Annotated in this window: 24 protein-coding genes and 2 pseudogenes; 8 read left to right on the top strand and 18 right to left on the bottom strand. The window is 67.8% G+C overall.

The genetic code is table 11. The annotated features are described in order from the left end of the window. Positions 1-17: 17 nt before the first annotated feature. The 8 genes from AC0IZJ_RS03760 to AC0IZJ_RS03725 are packed head-to-tail and all read right to left on the bottom strand — an operon-like array spanning position 18 to position 7,917. The gene (locus AC0IZJ_RS03760; protein WP_471846783.1) at positions 18-764 is read right to left on the bottom strand and encodes an L-fucose dehydrogenase; all 747 of its coding nucleotides are present in this window, start codon (positions 762-764) and stop codon (positions 18-20) included. Between the two features lie 2 nt (positions 765-766). Beyond that, positions 767-2,044, bottom strand: a complete 1,278-nt coding sequence (locus tag AC0IZJ_RS03755) for an L-fuconate dehydratase (protein ID WP_471846780.1) — start codon at positions 2,042-2,044, stop codon at positions 767-769. A gap of 2 nt (positions 2,045-2,046) precedes the next feature. Next, a complete protein-coding gene (locus AC0IZJ_RS03750; RefSeq protein ID WP_471846778.1) occupies positions 2,047-2,901 on the bottom strand; it encodes an ureidoglycolate lyase in 855 nt (284 codons plus the stop codon). A 42-nt stretch (positions 2,902-2,943) separates the two neighbouring features. Beyond that, entirely contained in the window at positions 2,944-3,879 is a 936-nt protein-coding gene (locus tag AC0IZJ_RS03745; protein ID WP_471846776.1) for a substrate-binding domain-containing protein, read from the bottom strand. A gap of 20 nt (positions 3,880-3,899) precedes the next feature. Further along, the gene (locus tag AC0IZJ_RS03740; protein ID WP_471846774.1) at positions 3,900-4,661 is read right to left on the bottom strand and encodes a hypothetical protein; all 762 of its coding nucleotides are present in this window, start codon (positions 4,659-4,661) and stop codon (positions 3,900-3,902) included. Then, positions 4,661-5,632, bottom strand: a complete 972-nt coding sequence (locus tag AC0IZJ_RS03735; RefSeq protein ID WP_471846772.1) for an ABC transporter permease — start codon at positions 5,630-5,632, stop codon at positions 4,661-4,663. Before AC0IZJ_RS03735 ends, AC0IZJ_RS03740 begins: the two co-directional genes overlap by 1 nt. Next, positions 5,629-7,131, bottom strand: coding sequence for a sugar ABC transporter ATP-binding protein (locus AC0IZJ_RS03730; protein ID WP_471846770.1), 1,503 nt, complete (start codon positions 7,129-7,131; stop codon positions 5,629-5,631). The genes AC0IZJ_RS03735 and AC0IZJ_RS03730 overlap by 4 nt, the downstream gene beginning before the upstream one ends. 3 nt (positions 7,132-7,134) lie before the next feature. Continuing rightward, entirely contained in the window at positions 7,135-7,917 is a 783-nt protein-coding gene (locus AC0IZJ_RS03725) for an SDR family oxidoreductase (RefSeq protein WP_471846768.1), read from the bottom strand. 101 nt (positions 7,918-8,018) lie between these two features. Between AC0IZJ_RS03725 and AC0IZJ_RS03720 the strand changes: the two genes are divergently transcribed. Further along, on the top strand, positions 8,019-8,723 hold the full coding sequence (locus AC0IZJ_RS03720) for a FadR/GntR family transcriptional regulator (protein ID WP_471846766.1): 705 nt from the start codon (positions 8,019-8,021) through the stop codon (positions 8,721-8,723). Between the two features lie 24 nt (positions 8,724-8,747). Here AC0IZJ_RS03720 and AC0IZJ_RS03715 read toward each other — a convergent pair whose 3' ends face one another. Further along, entirely contained in the window at positions 8,748-9,683 is a 936-nt protein-coding gene (locus AC0IZJ_RS03715; protein WP_471846764.1) for an AAA family ATPase, read from the bottom strand. Between the two features lie 35 nt (positions 9,684-9,718). Between AC0IZJ_RS03715 and AC0IZJ_RS03710 the strand changes: the two genes are divergently transcribed. Continuing rightward, positions 9,719-10,654, top strand: a complete 936-nt coding sequence (locus AC0IZJ_RS03710; protein ID WP_471846762.1) for a histone deacetylase family protein — start codon at positions 9,719-9,721, stop codon at positions 10,652-10,654. A 242-nt stretch (positions 10,655-10,896) separates the two neighbouring features. Further along, positions 10,897-12,180 (top strand): mechanosensitive ion channel family protein, encoded by a 1,284-nt coding sequence (locus AC0IZJ_RS03705; protein ID WP_471846760.1) that lies wholly within the window; start codon positions 10,897-10,899, stop codon positions 12,178-12,180. Here the strand turns inward: AC0IZJ_RS03705 and ahr are convergent. Genes ahr through AC0IZJ_RS03685 form a run of 4 tightly spaced genes read right to left on the bottom strand, consistent with a single transcriptional unit; the run spans position 12,147 to position 16,116 of the window. Continuing rightward, positions 12,147-13,163, bottom strand: coding sequence for an NADPH-dependent aldehyde reductase Ahr (ahr, locus tag AC0IZJ_RS03700; protein ID WP_471846758.1), 1,017 nt, complete (start codon positions 13,161-13,163; stop codon positions 12,147-12,149). The two genes, AC0IZJ_RS03705 and ahr, sit on opposite strands and share 34 nt — an antisense overlap. An 8-nt stretch (positions 13,164-13,171) precedes the next feature. After that, the gene (locus AC0IZJ_RS03695) at positions 13,172-14,029 is read right to left on the bottom strand and encodes a CE1 family esterase (RefSeq protein ID WP_471846756.1); all 858 of its coding nucleotides are present in this window, start codon (positions 14,027-14,029) and stop codon (positions 13,172-13,174) included. A gap of 52 nt (positions 14,030-14,081) precedes the next feature. Then, the gene (locus AC0IZJ_RS03690; protein WP_471846754.1) at positions 14,082-14,540 is read right to left on the bottom strand and encodes a GNAT family N-acetyltransferase; all 459 of its coding nucleotides are present in this window, start codon (positions 14,538-14,540) and stop codon (positions 14,082-14,084) included. A gap of 37 nt (positions 14,541-14,577) precedes the next feature. Further along, complete coding sequence (locus AC0IZJ_RS03685) at positions 14,578-16,116, bottom strand: fumarate hydratase (protein ID WP_471846752.1); 1,539 nt, start codon at positions 16,114-16,116, stop codon at positions 14,578-14,580. 112 nt (positions 16,117-16,228) lie between these two features. Between AC0IZJ_RS03685 and fumC the strand changes: the two genes are divergently transcribed. Continuing rightward, positions 16,229-17,617, top strand: a complete 1,389-nt coding sequence (gene fumC / locus AC0IZJ_RS03680) for a class II fumarate hydratase (protein ID WP_471846750.1) — start codon at positions 16,229-16,231, stop codon at positions 17,615-17,617. 13 nt (positions 17,618-17,630) lie between these two features. Here fumC and AC0IZJ_RS03675 read toward each other — a convergent pair whose 3' ends face one another. Further along, positions 17,631-18,254, bottom strand: a complete 624-nt coding sequence (locus tag AC0IZJ_RS03675) for a TIGR00645 family protein (RefSeq protein WP_471846748.1) — start codon at positions 18,252-18,254, stop codon at positions 17,631-17,633. A 118-nt stretch (positions 18,255-18,372) separates the two neighbouring features. On the opposite strand from AC0IZJ_RS03675, the gene acs reads away from it, so the two are divergent. Further along, complete coding sequence (acs, locus tag AC0IZJ_RS03670) at positions 18,373-20,334, top strand: acetate--CoA ligase (protein ID WP_471846746.1); 1,962 nt, start codon at positions 18,373-18,375, stop codon at positions 20,332-20,334. 61 nt (positions 20,335-20,395) lie between these two features. On the opposite strand, the pseudogene AC0IZJ_RS03665 reads toward acs, so the two are convergent. From AC0IZJ_RS03665 to AC0IZJ_RS03655, 3 genes and pseudogenes are all read right to left on the bottom strand, one after another. Beyond that, positions 20,396-20,494, bottom strand: a pseudogene (locus tag AC0IZJ_RS03665) (PEPxxWA-CTERM sorting domain-containing protein); the annotation flags it as partial. Between the two features lie 81 nt (positions 20,495-20,575). Next, positions 20,576-21,658, bottom strand: a pseudogene (locus tag AC0IZJ_RS03660) (esterase-like activity of phytase family protein); the annotation flags it as partial. Positions 21,659-21,915: 257 nt separating this feature from the next. Then, on the bottom strand, positions 21,916-22,212 hold the full coding sequence (locus AC0IZJ_RS03655; RefSeq protein WP_471846744.1) for a c-type cytochrome: 297 nt from the start codon (positions 22,210-22,212) through the stop codon (positions 21,916-21,918). 60 nt (positions 22,213-22,272) lie between these two features. Between AC0IZJ_RS03655 and AC0IZJ_RS03650 the strand changes: the two genes are divergently transcribed. Then, positions 22,273-22,533, top strand: coding sequence for a TIGR04438 family Trp-rich protein (locus AC0IZJ_RS03650; protein WP_471846742.1), 261 nt, complete (start codon positions 22,273-22,275; stop codon positions 22,531-22,533). A 23-nt stretch (positions 22,534-22,556) separates the two neighbouring features. On the opposite strand, the gene ilvD is transcribed toward AC0IZJ_RS03650, so the two are convergent. Beyond that, positions 22,557-24,236 carry a dihydroxy-acid dehydratase gene (gene ilvD / locus AC0IZJ_RS03645; protein WP_471846740.1) on the bottom strand — a complete coding sequence of 560 codons (1,680 nt, stop codon included), beginning with the start codon at positions 24,234-24,236 and terminating at the stop codon, positions 22,557-22,559. Positions 24,237-24,327: 91 nt separating this feature from the next. Between ilvD and AC0IZJ_RS03640 the strand changes: the two genes are divergently transcribed. Together AC0IZJ_RS03640 and AC0IZJ_RS03635 are read left to right on the top strand one after the other, a co-directional pair. Continuing rightward, the gene (locus AC0IZJ_RS03640; RefSeq protein ID WP_471846738.1) at positions 24,328-25,182 is read left to right on the top strand and encodes a LysR family transcriptional regulator; all 855 of its coding nucleotides are present in this window, start codon (positions 24,328-24,330) and stop codon (positions 25,180-25,182) included. A gap of 73 nt (positions 25,183-25,255) precedes the next feature. Further along, complete coding sequence (locus AC0IZJ_RS03635) at positions 25,256-26,239, top strand: tetratricopeptide repeat protein (RefSeq protein ID WP_471846736.1); 984 nt, start codon at positions 25,256-25,258, stop codon at positions 26,237-26,239. Positions 26,240-26,249: the final 10 nt, after the last annotated feature.

Raw genomic sequence — 26,249 nt, 5'->3', positions numbered from 1 at the left:
CAGCACGCTGCGCCGCGTCAACCGAGGGCGCGGTCCAGGTGGGTGTAGCCGCCGTCGACGAATACCCACTGCCCGGTGGTGTGCCCGGCCCGCTCCGAAAGCAGGAAGGCCACCGTGTCGGCGATCTCGTCCGCCGTCGTCAGACGTTGCCCGAGCGGGATGCGCCGGGCGATGTCGGCGAGTTGCGCCTCGGGATCGGAGAAGCCGTCGAGCCACTGCTGGTACAGCGGCGTCATGACCTCCGCCGGAACGACGGCGTTGACGCGGATGCCGTCGTTGCGGAGAGCCGCCGCCCATTCGCGGGTCAGCGACAGCAGGGCGCCCTTGGACGCGGTGTAGCCACTGGTGCCGCCCTGGCCGGTCACAGCGGTCTTGGAGGAAATGTTGACGATGCTGCCGCGCGTGGCGCGCAGGTGCGGCGTGCACAGGTGGGCCAGCAGATAGGCGTGCACGAGGTTGCGTTCCAGCGAGGCGCGAAACGCTGCTGGGCCGGCGTCCAGGCCGATGCCGTCGTTGATGCCGGCGTTGTTGACGAGCCCATGGATGGCGCCGAAGTCGGCCAAGGTCTCGGCCACGGCGGCGCGGACGGCGGCTTCATCCTCAAGTTCCAGCGCGATGTGGCGCGCCGCGTGTTCGGCAGCGTCACCGCGACCGAGGCTGATGGGGATCGCGCCTTCGCGAGCCAGCGCCTCGCAGATCGCCAGGCCGATGCCGGCACCGCCGCCGGTGACGATGAAGACCTTGTCCTTCAGCCCCAGATCCATGTTCAGCCCCTGAACCTGTACTGTTGCAGCGACTCCGGCTTCATCGTGATCGAGAAGCCCGGTGCCTCGGGCGGCAGGTAGGCCGCGCCGCGCACGACGCAGGGGTCGATGAAGTGCTCGTGCAGATGGTCCACGTACTCGATGACGCGGCCGTCACGCGTGCCGGCGATGCAGAGGTAATCGATCATGGACAGGTGCTGCACATACTCGCACAGGCCGACGCCGCCGGCATGCGGGCAGACGGGCAGGCCGAGCTTGGCGGCCATCAGCATGACGGCCAGGATCTCGTTGACGCCGCCCAGCCGGCAGCTGTCGATCTGCACCACGTCGATGGCCCCGCGCATCATGAACTGCTTGAACATGATGCGGTTCTGGCACATCTCGCCGGTGGCGACCTGCATGGGCAGGATGGCTTCACGGATGGCGCGGTGGCCTTCGACGTCGTCCGGGCTGGTCGGCTCCTCGATGAACCAGGGCTTGGCGAAGGCCAGGTCCTTGAGCCAGTCGATGGCGACGGGCACGTCCCAGACCTGGTTGGCGTCGATCATCAGCTTGCGGTCCGGCCCGAGCACCTCGCGGGCGATGCGTAGCCGGCGGATGTCGTCCTCGCGGTCGCGGCCGACCTTCAGCTTGACGTGGTTGAAGCCGGCGTCCACGGCCTCCTGGCACAGGCGCCGCAGCTTGTCGTCGGGGTAGCCCAGCCAGCCGGCCGAGGTGGTGTAGCAGGGGTAGCCCTCGCGTTGCAGCGTGGCCAGGCGCTCGGCCTTGCCTTCGGCGGCGCGGGTCAGCAGCGCCAGCGCTTCGTCGGGCGTGATGCAGTCGGTGATGTAGCGGAAGTCGATGCAGCGCACCAGCTCGGCCGGGCTCATGTCGGCCACCAGCCGCCACACCGGCTTGCCCTCGGCCTTGGCCCACAGGTCCCACACGGCGTTGACCACGGCACCGGTGGCCAGATGGATGGCGCCCTTGTCCGGGCCGATCCAGCGCAGTTGGCTGTCCGACGTGACGTGGCGCCAGAAGCGGCCCATGTCGGCGGCGATCCAGCTCAGCTCGAGGCCAACGACGAGGTGACGCATGGCCTCGATGGCGGCGCAGCAGATGTCATTGCCGCGGCCGATGGTGAAGGTCAGGCCGTGGCCTTCCAGCCCGGGCTGGTCGGTCTCCAGGATGACGTAGGCGGCCGAATAGTCCGGGTCGGGGTTCATCGCGTCCGAGCCGTCGAGGTGCTGGGACGTGGGGAAGCGCACGTCGACCGTGCGCAGGCTGGTGATGCGGGTCATGGTCAGGCGGCGACGGTCTTCTGTGTCTGCACGCCCAGGCCCTGGATGCCGAGCTTCATCGTCTGGCCGGGCTTGAGGTAGAGCGGCGGCTTCTGGCCCAGGCCCACGCCGGGCGGCGTGCCGGTGGAGATGACGTCGCCGGGTTGCAGGCTCATGAACTTGCTGAGGTAGCTGACGATCTGCGCGACGTTGAACACCATCGTGCGCGTGTTGCCGTTCTGGAAACGCTTGCCGTCGATCTCCAGCCAGAGGTCGAGCTGCTGCGGGTCGGCCACCTCGTCGGCTGTGACGAGCCAGGGGCCGATGGGGCCGAAGGTGTCGCAGCCCTTGCCCTTGTCCCACTGCGTGCCGCGCTCCAGCTGCCATTCGCGCTCGGACACGTCGTTGACGACGCAGTAGCCGGCGACGTGCTTCATCGCGTCGGCTTCCTCGATGTAGCTGCCGCCCTGGCCGATGACGACGCCAAGCTCCACCTCCCAGTCGGTCTTGACCGAGCCGCGCGGGATCTTCACGTCGTCATCGGGGCCGCAGATGGCGCTGGTCCACTTGGCGAAGACGACGGGCTCGGTCGGCACCGGCAGACCGGACTCGGCGGCGTGGTCGGCGTAGTTCAGGCCGATGCAGATGAACTTGCCGACGCGGCCGACGCAGGGGCCGACGCGCAGGTCCTGCTGGGGCGTGCCTGCAACCAGCGGCAGCGTGTGGATGTCGATGCCGCGCAGGCGTTCAAGGCCGGCGGGCGTGATGACGTCACCGGCGATGTCGTCGACGAACGAGGACAGGTCGCGCACGCGGCCGTCGGCGTCGAGCAGGCCGGGGCGTTCCTGGCCCGATGGGCCGTAGCGGAGGAGTTTCATGGTCTTGTGTTTTCTCTGGTCGGAGGAGCTGGTGGGATTGTTCTATTCGTACAGGACCGCGGCGATCTTCGGGTCGCGCAGATTGGTCTTGTCGTACCAGTAGTAGCCGGTATCGATGGCCTTGGGCAGGGTTTCGCCCTTGAGCGCCTTCACGGCGGCTTCCACCGTGCGGTAGCCGATGCCGACGGGGTTCTGCGTGATGGCGCCGGCCATGGCGCCGCTCGCGATGGCGTCCTTCTGCTGCTTGCCCGAATCGAAGCCGACGACCACGACGCTGCTGCGCTTCATTTCGCGCGCCGCGTTGACGATGCCGATGGCCGAGCCCTCGTTGGTGCCGAACAGCGCCTTGAGTTTGGGGTTGCCTTGCAGGATGGACTTGGCGACCTCGGTCGACTTGAGATGGTCGCCACCGCCGTACTGCACGGTGACGACGCGCACCTTGGGGTGGGCGGCCTTGAGCCGGTTCACGAAGCCCTCGACGCGCTCGATGCCGGTGCGGCTGGTCTGGTCATGGCCGACGACAGCCACGTCTCCGTCTTCGCCGATCAGCGCGGCGAGCTTGTCGGCAGCCAGCGCCGCGGCGGCGCGGTTGTCGGTCGACGCGGTGGTGAGCGGAATGTCGCTGTCCACCCCCGAGTCGAAGGCGATGACGGGAATCTTGGCCGCCCGCGCCTTGCGCAGCAGCGGGATGGTGGCCTTGCTGTCCAGCGCGGCGATGGCGATGGCCTGCGGCTTCTTGGCCAGCGCGGCGGCGAGCATGTCGATCTGCCTGTCGACCATGGCCTCGCTCTCGGGGCCTTCAAAGGTCACGCGGACCTTGTAGTCCTTGCCCGCCTGCTCGGCGCCGGCCTTCACGGCCTGCCAGAACTGGTGTTGGAAGCCCTTGGAGATCAGCGGGATGTAGATCGTCGTTGGTTGTTGCGCCTGCGCGGTGGCGGCGGCAAGCAGGGCGGCGGTAAACAGGAGGCGGCGTCGCATGGTGTTGTCTCGGGTCGGTCTTATTCGGACTGCTTGAATGGCGGCGAGGCGGTGAAAGCCTTCATCAGGTAGACGTAGTCATGACCGGCCGGCTTGCCGTCGATGAGGTCGCCGGCACCGCGCCCACCAAACGGCGGTTTGAACAGGGGCTTGGCGCCACAGGTGGGTGGCGGTGGCGCGCTGCCCGCCGGCGCCGTGCTGGAGCAGAACCAAGCCGTGCCGCCTTCAACGGCCATCAGGTCGACGTGCACGGTGCCCTCGCCCACGTAGGTGCCCATGGGTGCCATCGCCGGCATCCAGGCGTTGGCCTCGCGGCGGCTGTGGAAGTTGCCGCCGAGCACGATGACTCGCCTGTGCTGGCGCATCAGCGCATTCAGTGCCTGCCCGCCAGCTTTTTCGTAGTCGGCCTGATCGGGGTAATGCACGGTCGGCTGGTGATGATCCAGCTTCAGCGCGCCGGCTGCCTCCTGGGCCAGCAGCCATTGGTGCAGGCGCCACATGGCCTGCGAGGCGCGACCGTCCCGGTTCTTCCAGAATTCGTCGTCGGGCCGGCGTGCCGCCTCAGGCAGCTCAAGCGACACGGCCAGGCTGGCGGGCTTCGCGGCGATGGCGCTGCGCACCAGGCATTCCACGAGCTGCGGCACTTCCTGGGTGCCGTGCATCTCGCCAAGGTAGAGATGCTCGAACGAGGCCAGCTTCTTGAAGCCGGCGTCGTCCGGGCACGCTGCTGCCACCGGGCCGGCCAGGCTCAGCAGCAGCGTGAACAGCGGTAATGCTTTCATCAGTCCTTCCCCCGCCGCAGGATGTCGATATAGACGGCGAGGACGATGATCACGCCCGTCACCGCGGTCTGCCATTCCTGGGGCACGTTGAGGATGCGCAGGCCGTTGGCCAGCACGCTCATGATGAAGGCGCCGATCAGCGTGCCAAGTACCGACCCACGGCCACCCACCAACGAGGTGCCGCCGATGACCACGGCCGCGATGGCGTCCAGCTCGTAGCCCTGGCCCAGCGCCGGCTGCGCCGAGTTCAGCCGCGAGGCGATCAGCAGGCCCGCAATGCCGCAGATGGCGCCGCCGACCGCGTAGACGGCGACCTTCCAGCGCTTGACCTGCAGGCCCGACAGCCGCGCGGCTTCCTCGTTGCTGCCCATGGCGAATGCGTAGCGGCCGAACAGCGTCTGGCCCAGCAACCAGCTCGCACCCAAGGCGACGGCGAAGAGGATGAGCACGGAGTTGGGAATGGGCAGCGCGGGCAGCACGGCACCGAGCAGCGAGTCCTGTGCAATGGATTCGAAGCCCGGCGTGTCCAGGAAATAGATCGGCTTGCTGCCCGAGATGACGAGGGCCAGCCCCTTGAGCAACATCATCATGCCGAGCGTGGCGATGAAGGGCGGCACGCGCAGTTGCGCCACCAGCCAGCCCGACAGCGCGCCGCAGGCCGCGCCGCAAGCGATGGCGGCGAGGACGCCCAGCGGCAAGGGCATGCCCCAGTTCGTCAGCACGACGCCGGTGACGACGGCGCAGAAGGTCATCAGGCAGCCCACCGACAGGTCGATGCCACCGCTGACGATGACCAGCGTGCAGGCGATGGCCAGCACGCCGTTGACGGCCGTGGCCTGCAGGATGCTGACGAGGTTGTCGGTCTGCAGGAAGTTGTCGGACGTGAGGCTGAACACCAGCATCAGCACGACGAGGCCGGCGAAGGCGAGCAGCCTTTGCAGCGCCGCGGGAGAGAAGGGGAGGGTGGTCATGCGGGTTCGGTCTCGCGCCGCGTGGCCAGGGCCATCAACGCTTCCTGCGTGGCTTCGGCGGCGCTCAGCTCACCGCTGATGCGGCCCTCGCACATGACGAGGATGCGGTGGGCCAGGCCGAGCAGCTCGGGCAGCTCGGAGGAGATGACGATGAGGCTCTTGCCGGCCGCAGCCAGCTCGCGCAGCAGGCGGTGGATCTCGGCCTTGGCGCCCACGTCGATGCCGCGCGTGGGTTCGTCGACGATGAGGATGTCGCAGTCGCGCAGCAGCCACTTGGCCAGCGCGATCTTCTGCTGGTTGCCGCCGGACAGGCGCGCCACGGTCTGGCCCAGCGACGGCGTCCGGATGCCCAGGCGCTGCACGAAGTCCTGCGCGGCAGCCTGGCCGGCGCGGCGATTGATCTGGCCCAACCCCCCGGTGAAGCGGGCCAGGCTGGGCAGCAGCAGGTTGGCCTCGACGTCCAGCCCGGTCGCCAGGCCCAGGCCCTTCCGGTCCTCGGACAGGTAGGCGATGCCGAGGCGCACCGCGTCGGCCGGGCTGCGGATGTCGGCGGGCTGGCCGTCGACGAACACCTCGCCGCCGTCGCGCCGGTCGGCACCGAAGACGAGGCGGGCCAGCTCGGTGCGGCCGGCGCCCATTAACCCGGCCAGGCCCACGATCTCGCCACGGCGCAGCGTGAAGGAAGCGTCGCGCACGGCCCGGCCCCGGCTCAGGCGGCGGGCCTCCAGCACGACGGGCGCCGCGTTCAGGTCGGGCGCGGTATGCGCGGTCTGCTGCAGCTCTCGGCCCACCATCAGGTGGATGAGCTCGGCCATGTCCGCGCCGTCCATGCCAAGTGTGGCGATGTGCCGGCCATCGCGCAGCACGGTGACGCGGTCGGCAATGCGCTGCAGCTCGTCCATCTTGTGCGAGATGTAGACGATGCCGACACCGTCGGCGCGCAGCTGGCGAACGACGCGGAACAGCTCCTCCACTTCGGCCGGGTTCAGCGCCGCCGTCGGCTCGTCCATGATGAGGACGCGGGCGTTCAGGGACAGCGCCTTGGCGATCTCCACCATCTGCTGCTGGGCCACGCTCAAGGCCCCGACCGCGCGGCGCGGGTCGAGGTTCAGGCCCAGGCGTTCGAAGAGGGCGCGCGTGTCGGCGAGCTGGCGGGTGTGGTCCAGCAGCCAGCCGGCGCGCCTGGGCTCGCGGCCGATGAAGACATTGGCCGCCGCGCTGAGGTCGGGCATCAGCTGCAGCTCCTGGTGGATGAGGGCGATGCCGAGGTCCTGCGCCTCACGCGGGCTGCTCGGGCGCACAGGTTTGCCGTCCAGCAGCACCTCGCCGTCATCGGCCGTGTGCACGCCGGCCAGGATCTTCATCAGCGTCGACTTGCCCGCGCCGTTCTCTCCCATCAGCGCATGCACTTCGCCGGGCTTCACGTCGAAGGAGATGCCCTGCAGCACGGTCACGCCGGCGAAGGCCTTGGACAGGCCGCGAGCTTGCAGAAGGCTCATGCGTCAGATCGTCACGCCGCCGTCGACGCTGACGGCCTGGCCGGTGATGAAGCGCGACGCATCGCTGAGCAGGAAGACGACGAGCGGCGCGATGTCGTCCACCGTGGCAAGCCGGCCCATCGGCTGGCGCGCGATGAAGTCCTTCTCGGCCTGCACCGGGTCTGCCGCTGCGGCGATGCGGCCGCGCAGCGACGGCGTGTCCACCGTGCCCGGGCACAGCGCATTGCAGCGCAGGCCTTGCTTGACGAAATCGGCCGCGACCGACTTGGTCAGGCCGATGACGGCGGCCTTGGTCGTGCAATAGGCAAAGCGGTTTGGGAAGCCCTTGATCGACGATGCCATCGAAGCCATGTTCAGCACGGCGGCGCCCGCGCCCGTGCGCTCGGCTTCGGCCAGCATGCCGGGCAGGAAGGCGCGCAGCGTGCGCAGCATGCTCTTCACGTTGAGGTCCATGCTGAAGTCCCAGGCGGCCTCGTCGCAGTCCAGCACGGTGCCGCTGTGCACGAAGCCGGCGCAGTTGAACAGGCCGTGCAGCGGCGGCAGCTCAGCCGCGAGTGCGTTGACGGCGGCCGTGTCGCGAACGTCCAGCCGCGCGGTGCGCAGACGGGCGCCGGCCTCGGCCATCAGCGTCTCCAGGCCTTCGGTCTGGATATCGGTGGCGATCACATCGGCCCCGGCGGCCAGGCAGGCCAGGGCGCTGGCGCGGCCGATCCCCTGGGCGGCGGCGGTGATGAGGACGGTCTTGCCCGCAAGAGCGGGCGGCGGGGATGATGGAAGCGTTGTCACGCCGTCCAGTCTAGGCCCGACGCCTAAATTGGCCTTACCGTACAAACCCGATTGGGTGAAATTCGAATAATTGGCCTTACCGTGCCGGCGACAATGCCGCCATGATCGAACAGCTCAAAGGCGCCGACAGCCGGCGCCTGTATCACCAGATTGCCGACCAGATCCGCGAGCAGATTCGCCAGGGCCGCTACAGCGTGGGCAGCCGCCTGCCACCGGAGCGGGAGCTGGCCATCCAGCTCGGCGTGTCGCGGCCCTCGGTGCGCGAGGCGCTGATCGCGCTGGAGATTTCCGGTTGCGTGGAAGTCCGCATGGGCGCCGGCATCTATGTGCGCGGCAGCGGCGACCCGGACCCCGAGGTCACCGCAGGCCTGGGCGAGAGCCCGCTGGAGCTGATGCAGGCGCGCGTGGTGCTGGAAGGCGGCTTGATGCCGCAGGCCTGCGCGCGAGCGACGCCGGCCGGCCTTGCGGCGGTGCGCGAGGCGGTCGACGAGATGCGGGATGCCTTCGCTGCCGGCAAATCGGCACTGGACGCCGACCGGCGTTTCCACCTCGCCATCGCGGCGCTGGTGGGCAACTCGGTGCTGGAGCGGATGGTGGCCGAGCTCTTCAACGGCCGCTACAGCCCGATGTCACTGCAGCTCAGCGCGCTGGCCGACACGCATCAGAACTGGGAAGACGCACTGGCCGAACACGAACGCATCCTGAACGCGCTGGAAGCCCACGACCCGCTGGCCGCGCAGGCGGCGATGCGCACGCATCTGCTCAATGCGCAGGATCGGTGGGCGGGGAATCGGTTGAAGGGGTAGCACCGATTCAGCGGTGGTTGGAACTCATGGCAGCGCAATCGCCTCAACCATCGCCCGCACCTGCTCCCGCGCACCCCGCCCGGCACCCGCCCGCGGCTGCAGCCGATGCGCAATCGTCTGCGGCAGGATGGCCTGGATGTCGTCCGGCGACACGTAGTCGCGCCCCTGAAGCAGCGCCCGCGCCCGGGAGGCGCGCAGCACGGCCAGGCCGGCGCGTGGTGACAGGCCTTCCACAAACCACTGGCCCGAGCGCGTCGCGGCGATCAGCGCCTGCAGATAGTCCAGCAGCGGCGGCGCGGCGTGGATGGCTTTCACGGCCGCCTGAGCTTCGATCAGATCGGGCGGCGTCATGACGGCCTTCAGCACGCGCAGCTGCTCACGGCTGTCCTGGCCGGTCAGCAGCTCGCGCTCGGCGGCGGCGTCGGGGTAGCCCAGCGAGATGCACATCAAGAAGCGGTCCAGCTGCGACTCCGGCAGCGGGAAGGTGCCGAGCTGCTCGCTGGGGTTCTGGGTCGCGATGACGAAGAAGGGCTCGGGCAACGGGTGGCTGATGCCCTCGATGCTGACCTGGTGCTCCTCCATGGCCTCCAGCAGCGCGCTCTGCGTCTTGGGGCCGGCGCGGTTGATCTCGTCGGCCAGCAGCACCTGGGCGAACACCGGGCCGGGGTGGAAGGCGAAACCGTTCTTCTCGCGCTCGTAGACGCTCACGCCGAGCAGGTCGCTGGGCAGCAGGTCGGCGGTGAACTGCAGGCGCGAGAACTTCAGGCCGAGCGAGATGGCGAGTGCATGGGCCAGCGTCGTCTTGCCGACGCCGGGCAGGTCCTCGATGAGCAGGTGGCCACCGGCGATCAGGCAGGCCAGCGAGTCGGCGATCTGGGCCGGCTTGCCCTTGATGACCGTGCTAATCTGGTTTTGCAGGGCTTGCAGTTGCCCTGCCAGCGTTCGTGATGGCGTCGTCATGAAGCAGACCATATCAAGAGACAGCCGGCCCTGACATGCCCACCGCGTATTTCAATCCTCCCGAATGCCGCCGCCATGACATGGGCGAAGGCCACCCCGAATGCCCCGAGCGCCTGGCCGCCATCGACGACTGGCTGATTGCCTCTGGCGTGGCCCCGGCGCTGGAGCACTTCGATGCGCAGCCTGTTGACCTCGCGGCGGTGGAGCGCGCTCACACCCACGGTTATGTCGCGGAGATCGGCAGGCTGCTGCGCGACTGCGCCGAAAAGGGCCAGCGCTGCGCGGTGGACCCGGACACCTCGGCCAACGCCCACACCTGGGCCGCCGTGCTGGCCGGTGCCGGTGCCGCCGTGCAGGCCACCGACCTCGTCATCGACGGCCGCGCCGACAACGCCTTCTGCTCCGTGCGCCCGCCCGGCCACCACGCCACGCGCGACCAGAGCATGGGTTTCTGCTTTTTCAACAACGTGGCCATCGCGGCGCGGCATGCGCTGGATGTGCGCGGGCTGGCGCGCGTGGCCATCGTCGACTTCGACGTCCACCACGGCAACGGCACCGAGGACATCATTGCCGGCGACGACCGCGTGCTGATGGTCAGCCTGTTCCAGCACCCGCTCTACCCCTACAGCGGCGCTGTGCCCAAGGGCACCAACATGGTCAATGTGCCGCTGCCCGCCTACACGCGCGGGCCCGAGGTGCGCGAGATCGTTGAGGCCATGTGGCTGCCCGCGCTGGAACGCTTCAAGCCGCAGATGGTCTTCATCTCCGCCGGCTTCGACGCCCACCGCGACGACGACCTCGGCCAGCTCGGCCTGGTGGAGGCCGACTACGAGTGGCTGACCCTCAAGCTCAAGGACGTGGCCGAACGCCATTCGCAAGGTCGCATCGTGTCGGTGCTGGAGGGTGGCTACAACCTCAATGCGCTGGCGCGCAGCGTGGGCGTGCATCTGCGGGCGCTGGCGGATCTGTAAACCTTGCGGGACAGACCGCCCGAGCGAAGCGAGTAGCTCTGTCCCCAACTGACTAGAAAACCTTGCGGGACAGACCGCCCGAGCAAAGCGAGTAGCTCTGTCCCCAACTGACCAGAAAACCTTCCGGGACAGACCGCCCGAGCGAAGCGAGTAGCTCTGTCCCCAACTGACCAGAAAACCTTGTGGGACAGACCGCCCGAGCGAAGCGAGTAGCTTCGTCCCCAACTGACTAGATGAATTCAATGCATCAACCTCTGAGCCTGACCGAACTGCAGGCCTTGCTGTCCCGTGTGTTCAGCACCGACGCCCTGGCCGAGTGGGCGCTGCTGCTGAGCTGCCTGGCGGTCGCCGGCCTGCTGAGCTGGGCGCTGTCGCGTGCCGTGACCAAGCGCGAAAACAGCGTGCTGTTCGGCGAGCGCGTCATCGACGGCGCGCTGTTTCCGCTGCTGGCGCTGGCCCTGGCCTTCGGCGCGCGCCGCCTGCTGCCCCTGTGGGGCCTGGCGCCGGCGCTGTTCAAGCTGGCCTTGCCGGTACTGGTGTCGCTGGCAGTGATCCGCGTCATTGCGCGCGTGCTCAGGGCCGCCTGGCCCAACTCGGCGCCGATACGCGCGGTCGAGCGCATCGGCTCCTGGCTGGTGTGGATTGGCGCGGTACTGTGGATCACCGGCCTGTTGCCCATCATCCTGGACGAACTGGACGGCATCGGCTGGAAGTTCGGCGCCGTCAAGCTGACGCTGCGCAACATCATCGAAGGCGGGCTGACGGCGGCGCTGGTGCTGGTGATGGCGCTGTGGGTCTCGGCGGCCATCGAGTCGCGGTTGCTGCTGCGCGAGTCGATGGACCTGTCCATGCGCAAGATCGCCGCCAACTCCATCCGTGCGCTGCTGCTGTTCGTCGGCCTGCTGTTCGCGTTGTCGGCCGCCGGCATCGACTTGACCGCGCTGGGCGTGCTGGGCGGCGCCCTGGGCGTTGGTATCGGCTTCGGCCTGCAGAAGCTGGCGGCCAACTATGTGAGCGGCTTCGTCATCCTGGCTGAACGGAGCTTGCGCATCGGCGACATGGTCAAGGTCGACGGCTTCGAGGGCCGCGTGACCGACATCAAGACGCGCTACACGGTGATCCGGTCGCTGGGCGGCAAGGAAGCCATCGTGCCCAACGAGATCCTCATCACGCAGCGCGTGGAGAACTCGTCACTCGCCGACCCGCGTGTGCTGCTGTCGACCGTGGTGCAGGTGGACTACGACTGCGATGTCGACAGCGTCATGCAGGCGCTGACCGAAGCCGTCGGCAAGGTGCCGCGCGTGCTGAGCGACCCGGGTCCGTCCGTGCAGCTGACCCGCTTTGCTGACAGCGGCCTGGAGCTGACCCTGCACTTCTGGATCATGGACCCCGAGAACGGCAGCGGCGGTGTTCGCTCGGACGTCAACCTGGCGGTGCTCCACACGCTCAAGCAGCTGGGCGTGGACATTCCCTATCCGCAGCAGGTGCAGCGTCAGGCGAAGTCGGCGTCCAGCACGACTCTGTAGCGCGCCTTGCCGCTGCGCAGGTGATCGAGCGCGTCGTTGACGCGGCTCATCGGGAAGCGCTCGACCTGCGGCAGGATCTGATGGCGGGCGGAGAAGTCGAGCATCGTCGCCAGCACCGAAGGCGGTGGCGTGGGCGAGGCGGACAGGCCCTTCTGCCAGCTCAACAGGCCGCCGCTCCTGATGCTCAGCGCGTCGGTGACGACGCCCACCAGATGCATGCGGCCCTTGGGCGCCAGCGTGGCGATGAGCGCGTCCCAGTTCAGCGCGGCGCCGACGGTGATGAGCAGGAAATCCAGGCTGCCGGCTGCGGCCTTCAGCTCGGCCTTGTCGACGCTGGACAGCGTCTTGTGCGCGCCGAGCGCCAGCGCCTCGTCACGCTTGGACGGCGACGACGTGAAGGCCGTCACCTCGCAGCCCCAGGCGCGCGCGAACTTGACGGCCAGGTGGCCCAGGCCACCGATGCCGACGACGCCGACGCGGTCGGTCGGCTTGATGGCATGCAGCACGAAGGGCAGGAAGACCGTTCCGCCGCCACACATCAACGGACCGGCGGCGGCCGGGTCGAGCGTGTCGGGCAGCGGGATGGCCCAGCTCCAGTGCGAACGCAACCGGTCTGCAAAGCCGCCGTGGCGGCCGATCAGCGTCGGCTGGCGCTTGCCGCACAGGTGCTGCTCGCCGCCGATACAGAAGTTGCAGTGCGTGCAGCTGCCCGCGTGCCAGCCGACGCCGACACGCTGGCCGAGTTGCCGGCCCTTGGCGTGCGCGCCCAGGGCCGTGATGCGGCCGACGACTTCGTGGCCGGGCACGACCGGGTAGCTGGCGGGGAACCACTCGCTGTCGATCATCGCCAGGTCCGAATGGCAGACGCCGCAGTGCTCGACGGTGATCTCGACGTCTTCCTCGCCCAGCGGGCCGGGGTCGAAGTCGAAGGGCTGCAGGGGGCCGCCGGCGGTGTGGGAGGCGTAGGCGCGGATGTTGGGCATGGGATGTCCTACTGGAGCGGATGGGTTTTGAAGAACTGCCAGATCGCAGCGGTCGCGTCGATCTCGGCGCGGGGCCAGACGTGGCCCATGCCGTCGATACGCAGCAGCCGCACGTCGGCGCCGCTGGCGCAGCCCGTGTAGCGAACGGCGTGCGCCGGCCCGGGCATGTCTTCCTGCACCAGCTTGGGCTGGCAGCGGTTGTGCGACGCCCAGCCGGCCAGGGCCTCCGGCACGCTCTCAACCCATTCGGCGCCGCGGTCGCCGTGGCCTTCGTACGGGTTGGTCGTGTCGGCCAGGCCGTGCACGGTGAGGACCGGCACCGCGCGGCCGGGGCACGGACCCGTCCAGCGCAGCCCGCCGACCGGTGCGATCGACGCGATGCGGTGATTGAGCCGACATCCCAGCAGCGACGACATGCGACCGCCGCCGGAGAAGCCGGTGGCATGGACGCGCGCCGGGTCGATGCAGGTGCGGGCGGCGACGTGGTCGATGACATTGGCCACGTACTGCACGTCGTCCGCGCGGCCGTTCGTGACCGGCACGTTCCAGCGCGCGTCCTCGGCCTGCAGCGAGGCGACCGCAAAGCCTTCGCGCGCCGCCAGTGCTTCCAGCCCGCTGGTCTTGGCCTGACCCGCCGCATTGCCGCCCGAGCCGTGCAGGTCCAGCACCAATGGCAAGTGGGTGCGGCCTGCGACGGCGGGCGGCACGAAGAGCCGGTAGGTGCGCGTGCGGTCGCCCAGTGCAAGCTCGCGCGTCTCGCCGGTCACCGCTGCCAGCGTGCAGGCGGTGGCCGGCGTCTGCGCGATGGCCTGAGGCGACAGCGCGATGGATGAGAGCAGGGCGGCGATGGCGGCAAACGGGCGCAAGTGGAATCCTCCGAAGCGCGCCAGCTTACCGCCGGTCTTTCGCGTGCCGGAGTCAGGCGAGGTCGTGACCGTAGATCAGGAAGCCGTCGTTGCGTGCCAGCTTGTCGTACAGCGCGCGTGCGGTGGCGTTGGTCGCGTGCGTCTGCCAGTAGACGCGCCGGCCGCCGGCCTGGCGCACGGCCGCGTAGACGGCCTCGATCAGCGCGCGGCCCACGCCGCGGCCTCGCGATTCGGGTGTCGTGAACAGGTCCTGCAGGTAGCAGGTCGGCTCGATGCGCGTCGTGCTGCGGTGGAAGAGGTAGTGCACGAGGCCCAGCAACCGGCCGTCGGCATCGACCGCGACGAGCGCGTGAAGTGGCTCGTAGGCGTCGAAGAAGCGCGCCCAGGTCGTGTCGGTGATGGCGGCCGGCAGAGCCGTCTCGCCGGCGCGGCCGTAGAAGGCGTTGTAGCCGTCCCAGAGCGGCTGCCAGGCAGCGAGGTCGGTGGGCTGAAGGGGGCGAACTTGGATCATGTCGGGTGGTCGTGATGACCACCCGATTGTGCGAGGCTCAGGCGGTCGCGAAGGGGATGCTGATGGCCTTGCCGGACGCGATGCGCTGCTTCCACTCGGCAGGACCGGTGATGTGCGCGCTGGTGCCGCTGGCGTCGACAGCTACCGTCACGGGCATGTCCACCACGTCGAACTCGTAGATGGCTTCCATGCCAAGGTCCTCGAAGCCGACGACCTTGGCGCCCTTGATCGCCTTGCTGACAAGGTAGGCCGAGCCGCCCACCGCCATCAGGTAGGCGCTCTTGTGCTGCTTGATGGACTCGATGGCGACGGGCCCGCGTTCGGCCTTGCCGACCATGGCGATGAGGCCTGTCTTGGCCAGCATCATGTCGGTGAACTTGTCCATGCGCGTGGCGGTGGTGGGGCCGGCCGGGCCGACGACTTCGTCGCGCACCGGGTCCACCGGGCCGACGTAGTAGATGGCGCGGTTGGTGAAGTCCACCGGCAGCGGTTCACCTTTTGCCAGCATGTCCTGGATGCGCTTGTGGGCGGCGTCGCGGCCGGTCAGCATCTTGCCGTTCAGCAGCAGCGTTTCGCCGGCCTTCCAGGTGGCCACCTCGGCCGGTGTCAGCGCGTTCAGGTCGACGCGACGGCTCTTGTTGTAGTCCGGCGCCCACTGCACGTCGGGCCACAGGTCCAGGCTGGGCGGCTCCAGGTAGGTGGGGCCGCTGCCGTCCAGCACGAAGTGCGCATGGCGGGTGGCCGCGCAGTTGGGGATCATCGCGATGGGCTTGCTGGCGGCGTGGGTCGGGAAGGTCTTGATCTTCACGTCCAGCACGGTTGTCAGGCCGCCCAGGCCCTGCGCGCCAATGCCCAAGGCGTTGACCTTCTCGTACAGCTCGATACGCATCTCTTCGAGCTTGTTCTGCGGGCCACGCTGAAGCAGCTCGTACATGTCGATGTCTTCCATCAGCGCCTGCTTGGCCAGCAGGGCCGCCTTCTCGGCCGTGCCGCCGACGCCGATGCCCAGCATGCCGGGCGGGCACCAGCCGGCGCCCATGGTCGGAACGGTCTTCAGCACCCAGTCGACGATGTCATCGCTCGGGTTGAGCATGTAGACCTTGCTCTTGTTCTCCGAGCCACCGCCCTTGGCCGCGACGATGACGTCGACCGTGTTGCCAGGCACCACTTCCATCTGCACGACGGCGGGCGTGTTGTCCTTGGTGTTCTTGCGCGCAAAGATGGGGTCGTCCAGCACGCTGGCGCGCAGCTTGTTGTCGGGGTTGAGATAACCCTGGCGCACGCCTTGGTTGATGGCGTCCTCGATGCTGCCGCTGAAGCCTTCCCAGCGCACGTCCATGCCGATCTTCAGGAAGACGTTGACGATGCCGGTGTCCTGGCAGATCGGCCGGCGACCCTCGGCGCACATGCGGCTGTTGGTCAGGATCTGCGCGATGGCGTCCTTGGCGGCGGGCGAGGCCTCGCCCTCGTAGGCGCGGGCCAGGTGGGCGATGTAGTCGGCCGGGTGGTAGTAGCTGATGTACTGCAGGGCGGCAGCGACGCTGTCGACGAGGTCTTGCTGGCGGATGGTGGTCATTTGGCGAAGCGTGGCGAGGTTCGGGCGGCGCGAATTATCGGTGGCCGCACAGACGGGAAGGGTTCTCATGCTGGCTATGCTGAAAGCCAACCCGGCCTTCGTGAGAACCGTCATGAGCAGTACCCGCATCGAACGCGACACCTTCGGCCCCATCGCGGTGCCGGCAGACAAGCTCTGGGGCGCGCAGACGCAGCGTTCGCTGCAGAACTTCGATATCTCCGGCGAGCGCCAGGCGCCCGAGCTGATCCGCGCGCTGGCCAAGGTGAAGCGCGCCTCGGCGGTCGTCAACCACGCGCTCGGCCTGCAGGATGCGAAGAAGACCGAGGCCATCGTGGTGGCGGCCGACGAGGTCATCGGCGGCCTGCACGTGGACGAGTTCCCGCTGGTCGTCTGGCAGACGGGCTCGGGCACGCAGACCAACATGAACGTCAACGAAGTGCTGGCCAACCGCGCCAGCGAGCTGCTGGGCGGCGAGCGCGGCGAGGGGCGCCTGGTGCACCCCAACGACGACGTGAACCGCAGCCAGAGCAGCAACGACGTCTTCCCGACCGCCATGCATGTGGCCGCCGTGCAGGCGCTGACGGAGCGCCTGCTGCCGCCGCTGCGGGCCTTGCGCACGACCTTGCAGCAGAAGGCCGAGGCGTATGGCGACATCGTCAAGATAGGCCGCACCCACCTTCAGGACGCGACGCCGCTGACGCTGGGGCAGGAGATCTCGGGCTGGGTCGCGCAGCTGGCGCACGGCGAGCGCCATGTGCTGGCGGCGCTGCCGCATCTCTACGAGCTGGCACTGGGCGGCACGGCGGTGGGCACCGGGCTGAACGCGCCCAAGGGCTATGCGGAACAGGTCGCCGCCGAACTGGCGCGGTTGACGGGGCAGCCCTTCGTCACTGCGCCGAACAAGTTCGAGGCCATGGCCTCCTGCGATGCCCTCGTCCACGCTCACGGCGCGTTGAAGACGCTGGCCGCCAGCATGAACAAGATCGCCAACGACGTGCGCTGGCTGTCCAGCGGCCCGCGCAGCGGGATCGGCGAGATCAGCATCCCGGAGAACGAGCCGGGGTCTTCAATCATGCCGGGCAAAGTCAACCCGACACAGAGCGAGGCGGTGACGATGCTGGCCGCTCAGGTGATGGGCAACGACGTGGCCATCAACATCGGCGGCGCGTCGGGCAACTTCGAGCTGAACGTGTTCCGTCCGATGGTGATCCACAACTTCCTGCAGAGCGTGCGGCTGCTGGCGGACGGCATGGCGAGTTTCGACCGGCATTGCGCCGTGGGCATCACGCCCAATGAGGCGCGCATCGCTGAGCTGGTGTCACGCTCACTGATGCTGGTGACGGCGCTGAACACCCACATCGGCTACGACAAGGCCGCGCAGATCGCCAAGAAGGCGCACAAGGACGGCAGCAGCCTGCGCGAGGCCGCTCTCGCGCTCGGCCATGTGACGGCCGAGCAGTTCGATGCGTGGGTCGTTCCCGGGCAGATGGTGGGGCGCTGACGGCGCCGCTGTCCTAGTGCTTGCCGTGGTCGGCCGAGGCCAGCAGCTTGTCCGTGTACGCAATCGCCATGGCCGACAGCAGGAAGGCGACGTGGATGATGGTCTGGTACATCAGCGTCTTCTCGGCGTAGTTGTCCGCGTTGATGAAGGTCTTCAGCAGGTGAATGGAGCTGATGCCGATGATGGCCGTGGCCAGCTTCACCTTCAGCACCGACGCGTTCACATGGCTCAGCCATTCGGGCTGGTCGGGGTGGCCGTCCAGGTCCATCCGCGATACGAAGGTCTCATAGCCGCCGACGATGACCATGATCAGCAGGTTGGAGATCATGACCACGTCGATCAGGCCGAGCACCACCAGCATCAGGATGGTCTCGTTGAGACTGGCGATAGGCTCGTAGCCGATGACGTGATCAGCCGCATCCTTGATGGCGGCGCTTTTGTAGCCAATGCTCTTGACCAGAATTTCCAGGGCGTGCTGGTCTCCGAACGCCGCCTCGATGAGGTGCACCAGTTCGGTCCAGAACTGGAAGACATAAACCGCCTGCGCCAGGATCAGGCCGAGGTAGAGCGGCAGCTGCAGCCAGCGGCTCGCAAAGATAAGGCGGGGCAGGGGGCGAAGCTGGGGATCGTTGGACATGGATGGGAAGCTAGCAGAATCAGGGGAAATTCTAGGTGGCGTGCATGACGCCACATCGTCAGGGCATCGTCAGACGCCCGAAGCACAGTCCGCGCCAAGAATCATCAGGAGACATGCCATGAGCACGCTGAACACCTATGCGCCCACACCCGAGTGGGTCGCCAACGCCCATGTCAAAGGCGAAGCCGGCTATGCCGAACTGGTGGCGGAGGCCGAGGCCGACTACGCCGGCTTCTGGGCCCGCCAGGCCCGCGAGCTGCTGAGCTGGCAGACGCCGTTCACCAAGACGCTGAACGACAGCGATGCGCCGTTCTTCAAGTGGTTCGAGGACGGCAAGCTCAATGCCTCCTACAACTGCCTGGACCGCCATGTCGAAGCCGGCAAGGGTGGCAAGACGGCGCTGATCTTCGAAGCCGACGACGGCAAGGTCACCAACGTCACCTACGCCGAGCTGCTCGACAAGGTCAGCCAGCTCGCCAACGCGCTCAAGAGCCGCGGCATCAAGAAGGGCGACCGCGTCGTCATCTACATGCCGATGTCGGTCGAAGGCGTGGTCGCGATGCAGGCCTGCGCGCGCATCGGTGCGACGCACTCGGTCGTGTTTGGCGGTTTCTCCGCGCAGAGCCTGCGCGACCGCGTGCAGGACGCCGGCGCCGTGGCCATCCTCTGCGCCGACGAGCAGGCGCGGGGCGGCAAGGCGCTGCCGCTGAAGGCCATCGTCGACGAGGCACTGGACGGCGGCTCCTGCCCGACGCTCAAGGACGTCATCGTCTACAAGCGCACCGGCGGCAAGATCGGCTGGGTCGAGGGGCGCGATTCCTGGCTGCACGAACTGACGGCCGCCGAGTCCACGACCTGCGCGCCCGAGTGGGTCGAGGCCGAGCATCCGCTGTTCCTCCTCTACACGTCGGGCTCCACCGGCAAGCCCAAGGGCGTGCAGCACAGCACCGGCGGCTACTTGCTGCATGCGGCACTCACGACCAAATGGACCTTCGACCTGAAGGACGACGACATCTTCTGGTGCACGGCCGACATCGGCTGGGTCACCGGCCACACCTACATCACCTACGGCCCGCTGGCCCTGGGCGGCACCGAGATCGTCTTCGAGGGCGTGCCCACCTACCCGGACGCCGGCCGCTTCTGGCAGATGATCGAAAAGCACAAGGTCACGATCTTCTACACGGCGCCCACAGCAATCCGTTCGCTGATCAAGGCGGCCGAAAGCAACGCCGCCGTGCACCCGGCGCGCTCGGACCTGAGCAGCCTGCGCCTGCTGGGCTCGGTGGGCGAGCCCATCAATCCGGCCGCCTGGGAGTGGTACCACGAGCATGTCGGCGGCAAGCGCTGCCCCATCGTCGACACCTTCTGGCAGACGGAGACCGGTGGCCACGTGATCACGCCGCTGCCGGGCGCGACGACGCTGGTGCCGGGCTCCTGCACGCTGCCCTTCCCGGGCATCACGGCGGCCATCGTCGACGAGACCGGCAACGACGTGCCCAACGGGCAGGGCGGCATCCTGGTCATCAAGAAGCCCTGGCCGAGCATGATTCGCACGATCTACGGCGACCCCGAGCGCTTCAAGAAGAGCTACTACCCGCCGGAGCTCAAGGGCTACTACCTGGCCGGCGACGGCGCCATCCGCGACGCGGAAACGGGCTACTTCACGATCACCGGCCGCATCGACGACGTGCTGAACGTATCGGGCCACCGCATGGGCACGATGGAGATCGAGTCGGCACTGGTCAGCTGCACCGAGCTGGTCGCTGAGGCCGCCGTGGTGGGCCGCCCGGACGACACGACTGGCGAGGCCATCTGCGCCTTCGTCGTGCTCAAGCGCGCCCGCCCGACCGGCGACGAAGCCAAGGCCATCGCCAAGCAGCTGCGCGACCACGTGGCCAAGGAGATCGGCCCCATCGCCAAGCCCAAGGACATCCGCTTTGGCGACAACCTGCCGAAGACGCGCTCGGGCAAGATCATGCGGCGGCTGCTGAGGTCGGTGGCCAAGGGGGAGACGGTGACGCAAGACACCTCCACCCTGGAAAATCCGGCGATTCTGGAGCAGTTGGGGCAGGCTTACTGATCGGTATCGCCCAGCAAAAAAGGCCGCCCCACGGGGCGGCCTTTGTTTTGGCCGAAGCGAATCAGCCGCGCTGACGACGGCGGGCGATCAAGCCCACCAGGCCCATGCCGCCCAGCATCAGCGCATAGCTGCTCGGCTCCGGCACGGCCGACACGTTGAGCGCCTGGTCCAGATGGATCTTCAGGAACTCGGTGTTGTCCGAGCCCAGGTTGCGGCCGCCGGTGCCTGGGTAGTTGTTGTCGTTGGCCACCAGCAGCGTGTGCGCATCGAGGATGAGCACGCTTTCGATGGTCGTGAACGGGAAGGTGAAGGCGGCGCTGCCGTCGCCGTTCAGGTCGTGCGGGTCGGCGATGTCCATCAGGTTGACCACTTCGGTCTTGATGACGTTGCCGCTGCTGTCGACATTGTTCAGGTCGATCTTGAAGATCTTCTTGAACGGCGAGCCGCTGGTGGCGGTGGCGCCGTTGCGCTCGATGATGAGGAACTCGTGGTCGTTGATGGCGGTCATGTCGCCGATGTTGGTGCCCAGCACGTCGAGCTTGTACTTCCACTGATCGCCGGTGTAGGCCTCAGTGTTGACGTCGAAGGCGTTGATGCGCAGCGTCTTGGTCGCGTCGCCGGTGACGGTGCCTTCCAGCAGCGTGTAGAGGCGGTCGCCGTTGGGGTTGATGGCCATGCCTTCAAAGCCGCTGGAGCGGCCCAGCGTGGCACCGATGGTGCCGTTCACGACGGCCTCGTTCTGCGGCGAAGCCACGCCCACCATGCCGATCTCGCGGCGCTGCACTTCGCCCTTGGCGTTGGTCTTGACCAGGTAGGGGCCGAACTCGTCGCCGAACCACAGGTTGCCGTTCTTGTCCTTGCGCACCGACTCGATGTCCAGGTCGGCGCCGGTCAGCAGGCGGCCGTTGCGGATGCGGGCATCGACGAGCGGGTTGGCGGCGCTGTTGTAGTAGCGGCTGTAGTCGGCCTGGACCTTGATGGACAGCAGGTTGTTCGGGTCGGACAGCGTGATGCTGCTGGCGGCCGTGAAGCCGCCGACTGCGGCGCCGGTTTGGTAGTTGGCGGCCGAGACGGTGCCGGTGCCGCCGGCGGCGGTCTTGAAGTCGGGCGTCACGGCGTAGATGCGCAGCAGCGCGTCACCAGAGTTCTCCTTGGCGCCGAAGCCGTTGTCGGGCATGAAGTAGTAGCTGCCGGCCTTCGGGCCAGCCAGCACGGCCGAGAAGCCCTGCACCGGCTGCTTGTCCAGCAGGGGCAGCGGGTTGCCTCCGGCGCCGGTCGCGAACTGGCCGGAGGTCGGGCCCTCGGCAAAGGTGTTGGCCGGCATCAGCGCCCAGCCTTCCAGCGTGGCGGAGGCGGCCTGAACGCTGCTGACGGAGAACAGCGCGGTGAGGGTCGCCGCGAAGGCGGCGCGTTTCGGAAGACGGGTCTTGTTCATGAGGGGCCGATGAGGAGGCGCAGAACGGCCTGCGCGCTCGCGATTCTTGGCAGCGGCCATGAATCGCTGGTGACATGCCGTCTCTTCGGCTCAACCCCACAAGAAAACAGGCCCCGCAGGGCCTGTTCGTCACTCAGGAACCGCGGTCACTTGACCGTCAGCACCCACTTGGCCAGCGTCTCGGCCTCGGCCGGCGTCACTGCATTGGGCGGCATGACCATGGCGCCCCAGACGCCGGAACCGCCCTTCTGGATCTTCTCGGCCAGCTTCTTGTAGGCGTCCTTGTCCTTGGCGTATTTAGCGGCCACGTCCTTGTAGGACGGGCCGACGAGTTTCTTGTCGATCGCATGGCAGGCCATGCAGTTCTTCTTCTGCGCGAGTTCCTGGTTGGCGAAGGCGGCGGCGGGGGCGATGAGGGCGAGGCCGAGGAGCAGGGCTTTCATGGAAACCTTTCGGAGCGTTGGACTACAGTGAACGCAAAGATACCTGAAGGAGTTGACCCCATGGCATTCGTGTTGATTGGCGTGTTGCTGCTCGTGCTGCGCTTGGGCGGCTGGGTGCAGTTCCACCAGGACGACTTCTGGGCCTGGGCGATCGTGCTGTCGCCCTTTGTGCTGGCGATCGCCTGGTGGAAGTTCGCCGACGACACCGGGCTGACCCAGAAGAAGGCGATGGACGCGCTGGACGCCAAGAAGGCCGCCCGGCGCGAGCAGTTGATGGAAGGGCTGGGGCAATTCAAGCCCGGAGCCAAGAAAAAACGCTGAGCGCGCTTTCCCTTGTTCCCGTTCTACTCAAACAGGTCAAGTACAGCGCCCGAGCTCGCGCTGGACGCATTCTTCGCAAACTTCGCCAGCACACCTCGCGTGTAACGCGGCGTCGGCTTGACCCAGGTCTCGCGGCGCTTCGCCAGCTCGGCGTCGTCGACGTTGAGGCTCAGCACCAGCTGGTGCGCATCGATGGTGATGGAGTCGCCCTCGTGCACCAGCGCAATGACGCCGCCCTCGTAGGCTTCTGGCGCCACGTGGCCGACGACCATGCCCCAGGTGCCTCCCGAAAAGCGGCCGTCGGTGATCAGGCCGACGCTTTCGCCCAGGCCCTGGCCGATCAGCGCGCCGGTGGGGGCCAGCATCTCCGGCATGCCGGGGCCGCCCTTGGGGCCCAGGTAGCGCAGCACCATGACGTCTCCGGCGACGATCTTGTTGGCCATGATGGCGGCCAGCGCCGACTGCTCGTCGTCGAACACGCGCGCGGGGCCGGTCATCACCGGCGTCTTCAGGCCGGTGATCTTGGCGACACAGCCTTCCGGGCTCAGGTTGCCGCGCAGGATGGCCAGGTGGCCTTCGGCATAGATCGGGTCGGCAACCGGCTGGATGACGTCCTGCTCGGCACTCAGCGCCGGCACGTCGGCCAGGTTCTCGGCGACCGTCTTGCCGGTGATGGTGATGCAGTCGCCGTGCAGCAGGCCGGCGGTCAGCAGTTCCTTCATGACGGCGGGCACGCCGCCGGCCTTGTGCAGGTCCACGGCCAGGTACTTGCCGCTGGGCTTGAGGTTGCACAGCACCGGGATCTTCTTGCGCATGCGCTCGAAGTCGTCGATGGTCCAGTCCACCTCGGCCGCGTGGGCGATGGCCAGGAAGTGCAGCACCGCATTGGTCGAGCCGCCCGTGGCCATGATGACGGCGACGGCGTTCTCGATCGCCTTCTTGGTGACGATGTCGCGCGGCTTCAGGTCGGCCTTGACGGCCTCGACGAGGTAGACGGCCGCCTTCTTCGTGTTCTCGACGACTTCGTCCTCGACGTTGGACATGCTCGACGAGTAGGGCAGGCTCATGCCCAGCGCCTCGAAGGCCGAGCTCATGGTGTTGGCCGTGTACATGCCGCCGCAGGAGCCGCTGCCCGGGATGGCGCGCTTCTCGATCTGGCAGAAGTCTTCCTCGCTCATCTTGCCGGCGCTGAACTGGCCCACGGCTTCAAAGACGCTGACGATGTTCAGGTCCTGGCCCTTGTAGTGGCCGGGCTTGATGGTGCCGCCGTAGATGTAGATGGCCGGCACGTTGGCGCGCAGCATGCCCATCATGCCGCCGGGCATGTTCTTGTCGCAGCCGCCGATGACCATCACGCCGTCCAGCCACTGGCCGCCCACACAGGTCTCGACGCAGTCGGAGATCACCTCGCGCGACACCAGGCTGTACTTCATGCCCTCGGTGCCCATGGCCATGCCGTCCGAGATGGTCGGCGTGCCGAACAGCTGGGCATTCGCGCCGGCGGCCTTCAGGCCGATGACGGCGGCGTCGGCCAGCTTTTGCAGGCCCGAGTTGCAGGGCGTGATCGTCGAGTGGCCGTTGGCAATGCCGATCATGGGCTTGCCGAAGTCGGTCTCCTGGTAGCCCATGCCGTAGTACATGGAGCGGTTGGGGGCGCGGGCAACGCCTTCGGTGATGTTCTTGCTGCGGCGGTTGAAGCTCATGGAGGTCTCCTCGGAAGGCCGCCAGTGTGGCGCGCCGTTTCTCGCTTATCAAATATATTGTTCGTACCGAATCAATACGCACGATGAATCGATGATCGAGCTACGCCCCCTCCAGCAATTCCTCGCCGTGGCCGAGCTGTTGCATTTTGGCCGTGCCGCTCAAGCGCTGCACATGAGCCAGCCGCCGCTGACGCAGGCCGTGCGCAAGCTGGAGAGCGCGCTTGGCGTGCAGCTCTTCGAGCGCAGCAGCCGCAGCGTGCGGTTGACGGCAGCGGGTGCAGCGCTGCAGGTGTCGGCGCAGAAGCTGCTGCTCGATGCCGCCGCGCTGCCGGTGGAGGTGAGGGCGGTCGCCAACGGCCTGGCTGGCCGGCTGCGCCTGGCCTTCGTGTCCACCGTGGGCTTTGGCGGCCTGCCGCAGTGGCTGCGCTCCTTCCGCGAGGCCTGCCCGCAGGTGGCGCTGGCCCTACGCGAGGCGACGCTGGACGTGCAGCTCCACGACTTTGCCACCGGCGCTATCGACGCGGGCTTCGTCATCCACACGCCCGGCAGCGCCCCGGACGGCTTTGAACGCCTGTCGATTGGCATCGAGCCCCTCGTGCTGGCCCTGCCCAGCAGCGACCACACGCCCAGCGACGCCGAGTGCCGCGCGGCGCCGCTGGTCATCTTCCCGCGGGAAGTTGCTCCGTCGCTTTTTGATGCCATCCTCGCTCACCACGGCGGCGCGGGCGTGGCCCAGGAGGCCATCCAGATGCAGACCATCATCAACCTTGTCTCCGCCGCCATCGGCGTGGCCTGGGTGCCGGCCAGTCTCCAGGGCCTGCAGCGCGCGGGCGTTGTCTACCGCAGCATGGCCGGCGCGCCCGAGGTTGAGACCAGCCTGATCTGGCGTGTCGATGCGCCGCCTGTCGTCTCACGCTTCGTCGAGCACGTTCGTAGCCATGTATGAAGTCACACGGTGCAAACCCGGACTTCCGCGCAAGCTTCTGCCGCGTTGAGCCGACGACCCCAGGAGCTCTACGATGAAACGCTGCCTTCTTCCCTTTGCGCTGGCCTTGCTGGCGGGCGCTGCCAATGCCGACCTGCTGAAGGACCCGCAGTGGCAGGCGTGGCTCGACAACGGCAAGACGGCCGACCTGACCCGCGCCGCCCAGGCCCGTGCCAAGGCGCAGCCCGACGATGACCAAGCGGCCATCGCACTGGCCCTGGCCGCTGTCGACGACAACGATGCCGCACGCTTGAAGGCCAGCCTGCCGGCGCTGCAGGCCTGCGCCGAGAAGCGTCAGCAAGCCGCTTGCACCTACGCCCTCGGCCGCGTCTACGGCCAGCAGGCCATGACAGCCGGGGTCTTCAAGATGGCGGGTCTGGCAGGAAAAACCAAGGAGCACTTCGTCAAGGCCGTCGAGCAGGACCCGCAGCTCTTCGAGGCGCGCAGCGCGCTGGCCCAGTTCTATCTGATCGCGCCGGGCTTCGTCGGCGGCAGCGAGGCCAAAGCCCGCGAGCTGGCCACCGAGGTGCAAGCCCGCCAGCCGGAGCAGGCCAAGCTGATCCGCTTCCTGGCCGCTGCGCAGGACAAGGACTGGAGCGGTGCCGAGAAGGAGCTGGCCAGCGTCAAGCCCGGCGACGACCGTACGGTGCAGCGCGAGTTGCGCAACAGCTGGATGCGCCTGGGTGCCGAGCTCCTCGAGCAGAAGACGTTTGCGAAGGCCAGGACCGTGTTCGAGACCGTGCAGCGAGAGCACCCTCAGCATGCCGCCGGCCACTATGGCCTCGCCCGCGTTGCGCTCGAAACTCAGCAGCCAGACGAGGCCCTGCGCCTGCTGGACCGCTGCCGCACGCTCGATGGCGCCGATCGATACCCGCTCGACTACCGCGCTGGACAGGCCTTTCAGGCCAAGGGCGACAAAGCCGGCGCCAAGCTGGCGCTGGAGCGCGTCGTGCAGAACAAGCGCTCCAGCCCGCGCATCGTCGAGGACGCCAAGAAGCGGCTGGCCGAGCTGGCCTGATGAGGACGAG

The organism is Roseateles sp. AC306 (genome assembly GCF_979253795.1).
This window is presented reverse-complemented; position numbering and strand designations above follow the sequence as displayed.

Excerpts from the sequence above, each read along its gene's own strand:
- AC0IZJ_RS03690 (WP_471846754.1), bottom strand. The coding sequence starts at position 14,540 with ATGATCCAAGTTCGCCCCCTTCAGCCCACCGACCTCGCTGCCTGGCAG.
- AC0IZJ_RS03720 (WP_471846766.1), top strand. The coding sequence starts at position 8,019 with ATGATCGAACAGCTCAAAGGCGCCGACAGCCGGCGCCTGTATCACCAG.
- AC0IZJ_RS03685 (WP_471846752.1), bottom strand. The coding sequence starts at position 16,116 with ATGACCACCATCCGCCAGCAAGACCTCGTCGACAGCGTCGCTGCCGCC.
- AC0IZJ_RS03740 (WP_471846774.1), bottom strand. The coding sequence starts at position 4,661 with ATGAAAGCATTACCGCTGTTCACGCTGCTGCTGAGCCTGGCCGGCCCG.
- AC0IZJ_RS03635 (WP_471846736.1), top strand. The coding sequence starts at position 25,256 with ATGAAACGCTGCCTTCTTCCCTTTGCGCTGGCCTTGCTGGCGGGCGCT.
- AC0IZJ_RS03730 (WP_471846770.1), bottom strand. The coding sequence starts at position 7,131 with ATGAGCCTTCTGCAAGCTCGCGGCCTGTCCAAGGCCTTCGCCGGCGTG.
- acs (WP_471846746.1), top strand. The coding sequence starts at position 18,373 with ATGAGCACGCTGAACACCTATGCGCCCACACCCGAGTGGGTCGCCAAC.
- AC0IZJ_RS03655 (WP_471846744.1), bottom strand. The coding sequence starts at position 22,212 with ATGAAAGCCCTGCTCCTCGGCCTCGCCCTCATCGCCCCCGCCGCCGCC.
- AC0IZJ_RS03755 (WP_471846780.1), bottom strand. The coding sequence starts at position 2,044 with ATGACCCGCATCACCAGCCTGCGCACGGTCGACGTGCGCTTCCCCACG.
- ilvD (WP_471846740.1), bottom strand. The coding sequence starts at position 24,236 with ATGAGCTTCAACCGCCGCAGCAAGAACATCACCGAAGGCGTTGCCCGC.
- AC0IZJ_RS03715 (WP_471846764.1), bottom strand. The coding sequence starts at position 9,683 with ATGACGACGCCATCACGAACGCTGGCAGGGCAACTGCAAGCCCTGCAA.
- ahr (WP_471846758.1), bottom strand. The coding sequence starts at position 13,163 with ATGCCCAACATCCGCGCCTACGCCTCCCACACCGCCGGCGGCCCCCTG.
- AC0IZJ_RS03650 (WP_471846742.1), top strand. The coding sequence starts at position 22,273 with ATGGCATTCGTGTTGATTGGCGTGTTGCTGCTCGTGCTGCGCTTGGGC.
- fumC (WP_471846750.1), top strand. The coding sequence starts at position 16,229 with ATGAGCAGTACCCGCATCGAACGCGACACCTTCGGCCCCATCGCGGTG.
- AC0IZJ_RS03675 (WP_471846748.1), bottom strand. The coding sequence starts at position 18,254 with ATGTCCAACGATCCCCAGCTTCGCCCCCTGCCCCGCCTTATCTTTGCG.
- AC0IZJ_RS03745 (WP_471846776.1), bottom strand. The coding sequence starts at position 3,879 with ATGCGACGCCGCCTCCTGTTTACCGCCGCCCTGCTTGCCGCCGCCACC.
- AC0IZJ_RS03640 (WP_471846738.1), top strand. The coding sequence starts at position 24,328 with ATGATCGAGCTACGCCCCCTCCAGCAATTCCTCGCCGTGGCCGAGCTG.
- AC0IZJ_RS03760 (WP_471846783.1), bottom strand. The coding sequence starts at position 764 with ATGGATCTGGGGCTGAAGGACAAGGTCTTCATCGTCACCGGCGGCGGT.
- AC0IZJ_RS03750 (WP_471846778.1), bottom strand. The coding sequence starts at position 2,901 with ATGAAACTCCTCCGCTACGGCCCATCGGGCCAGGAACGCCCCGGCCTG.
- AC0IZJ_RS03735 (WP_471846772.1), bottom strand. The coding sequence starts at position 5,632 with ATGACCACCCTCCCCTTCTCTCCCGCGGCGCTGCAAAGGCTGCTCGCC.
- AC0IZJ_RS03705 (WP_471846760.1), top strand. The coding sequence starts at position 10,897 with ATGCATCAACCTCTGAGCCTGACCGAACTGCAGGCCTTGCTGTCCCGT.
- AC0IZJ_RS03710 (WP_471846762.1), top strand. The coding sequence starts at position 9,719 with ATGCCCACCGCGTATTTCAATCCTCCCGAATGCCGCCGCCATGACATG.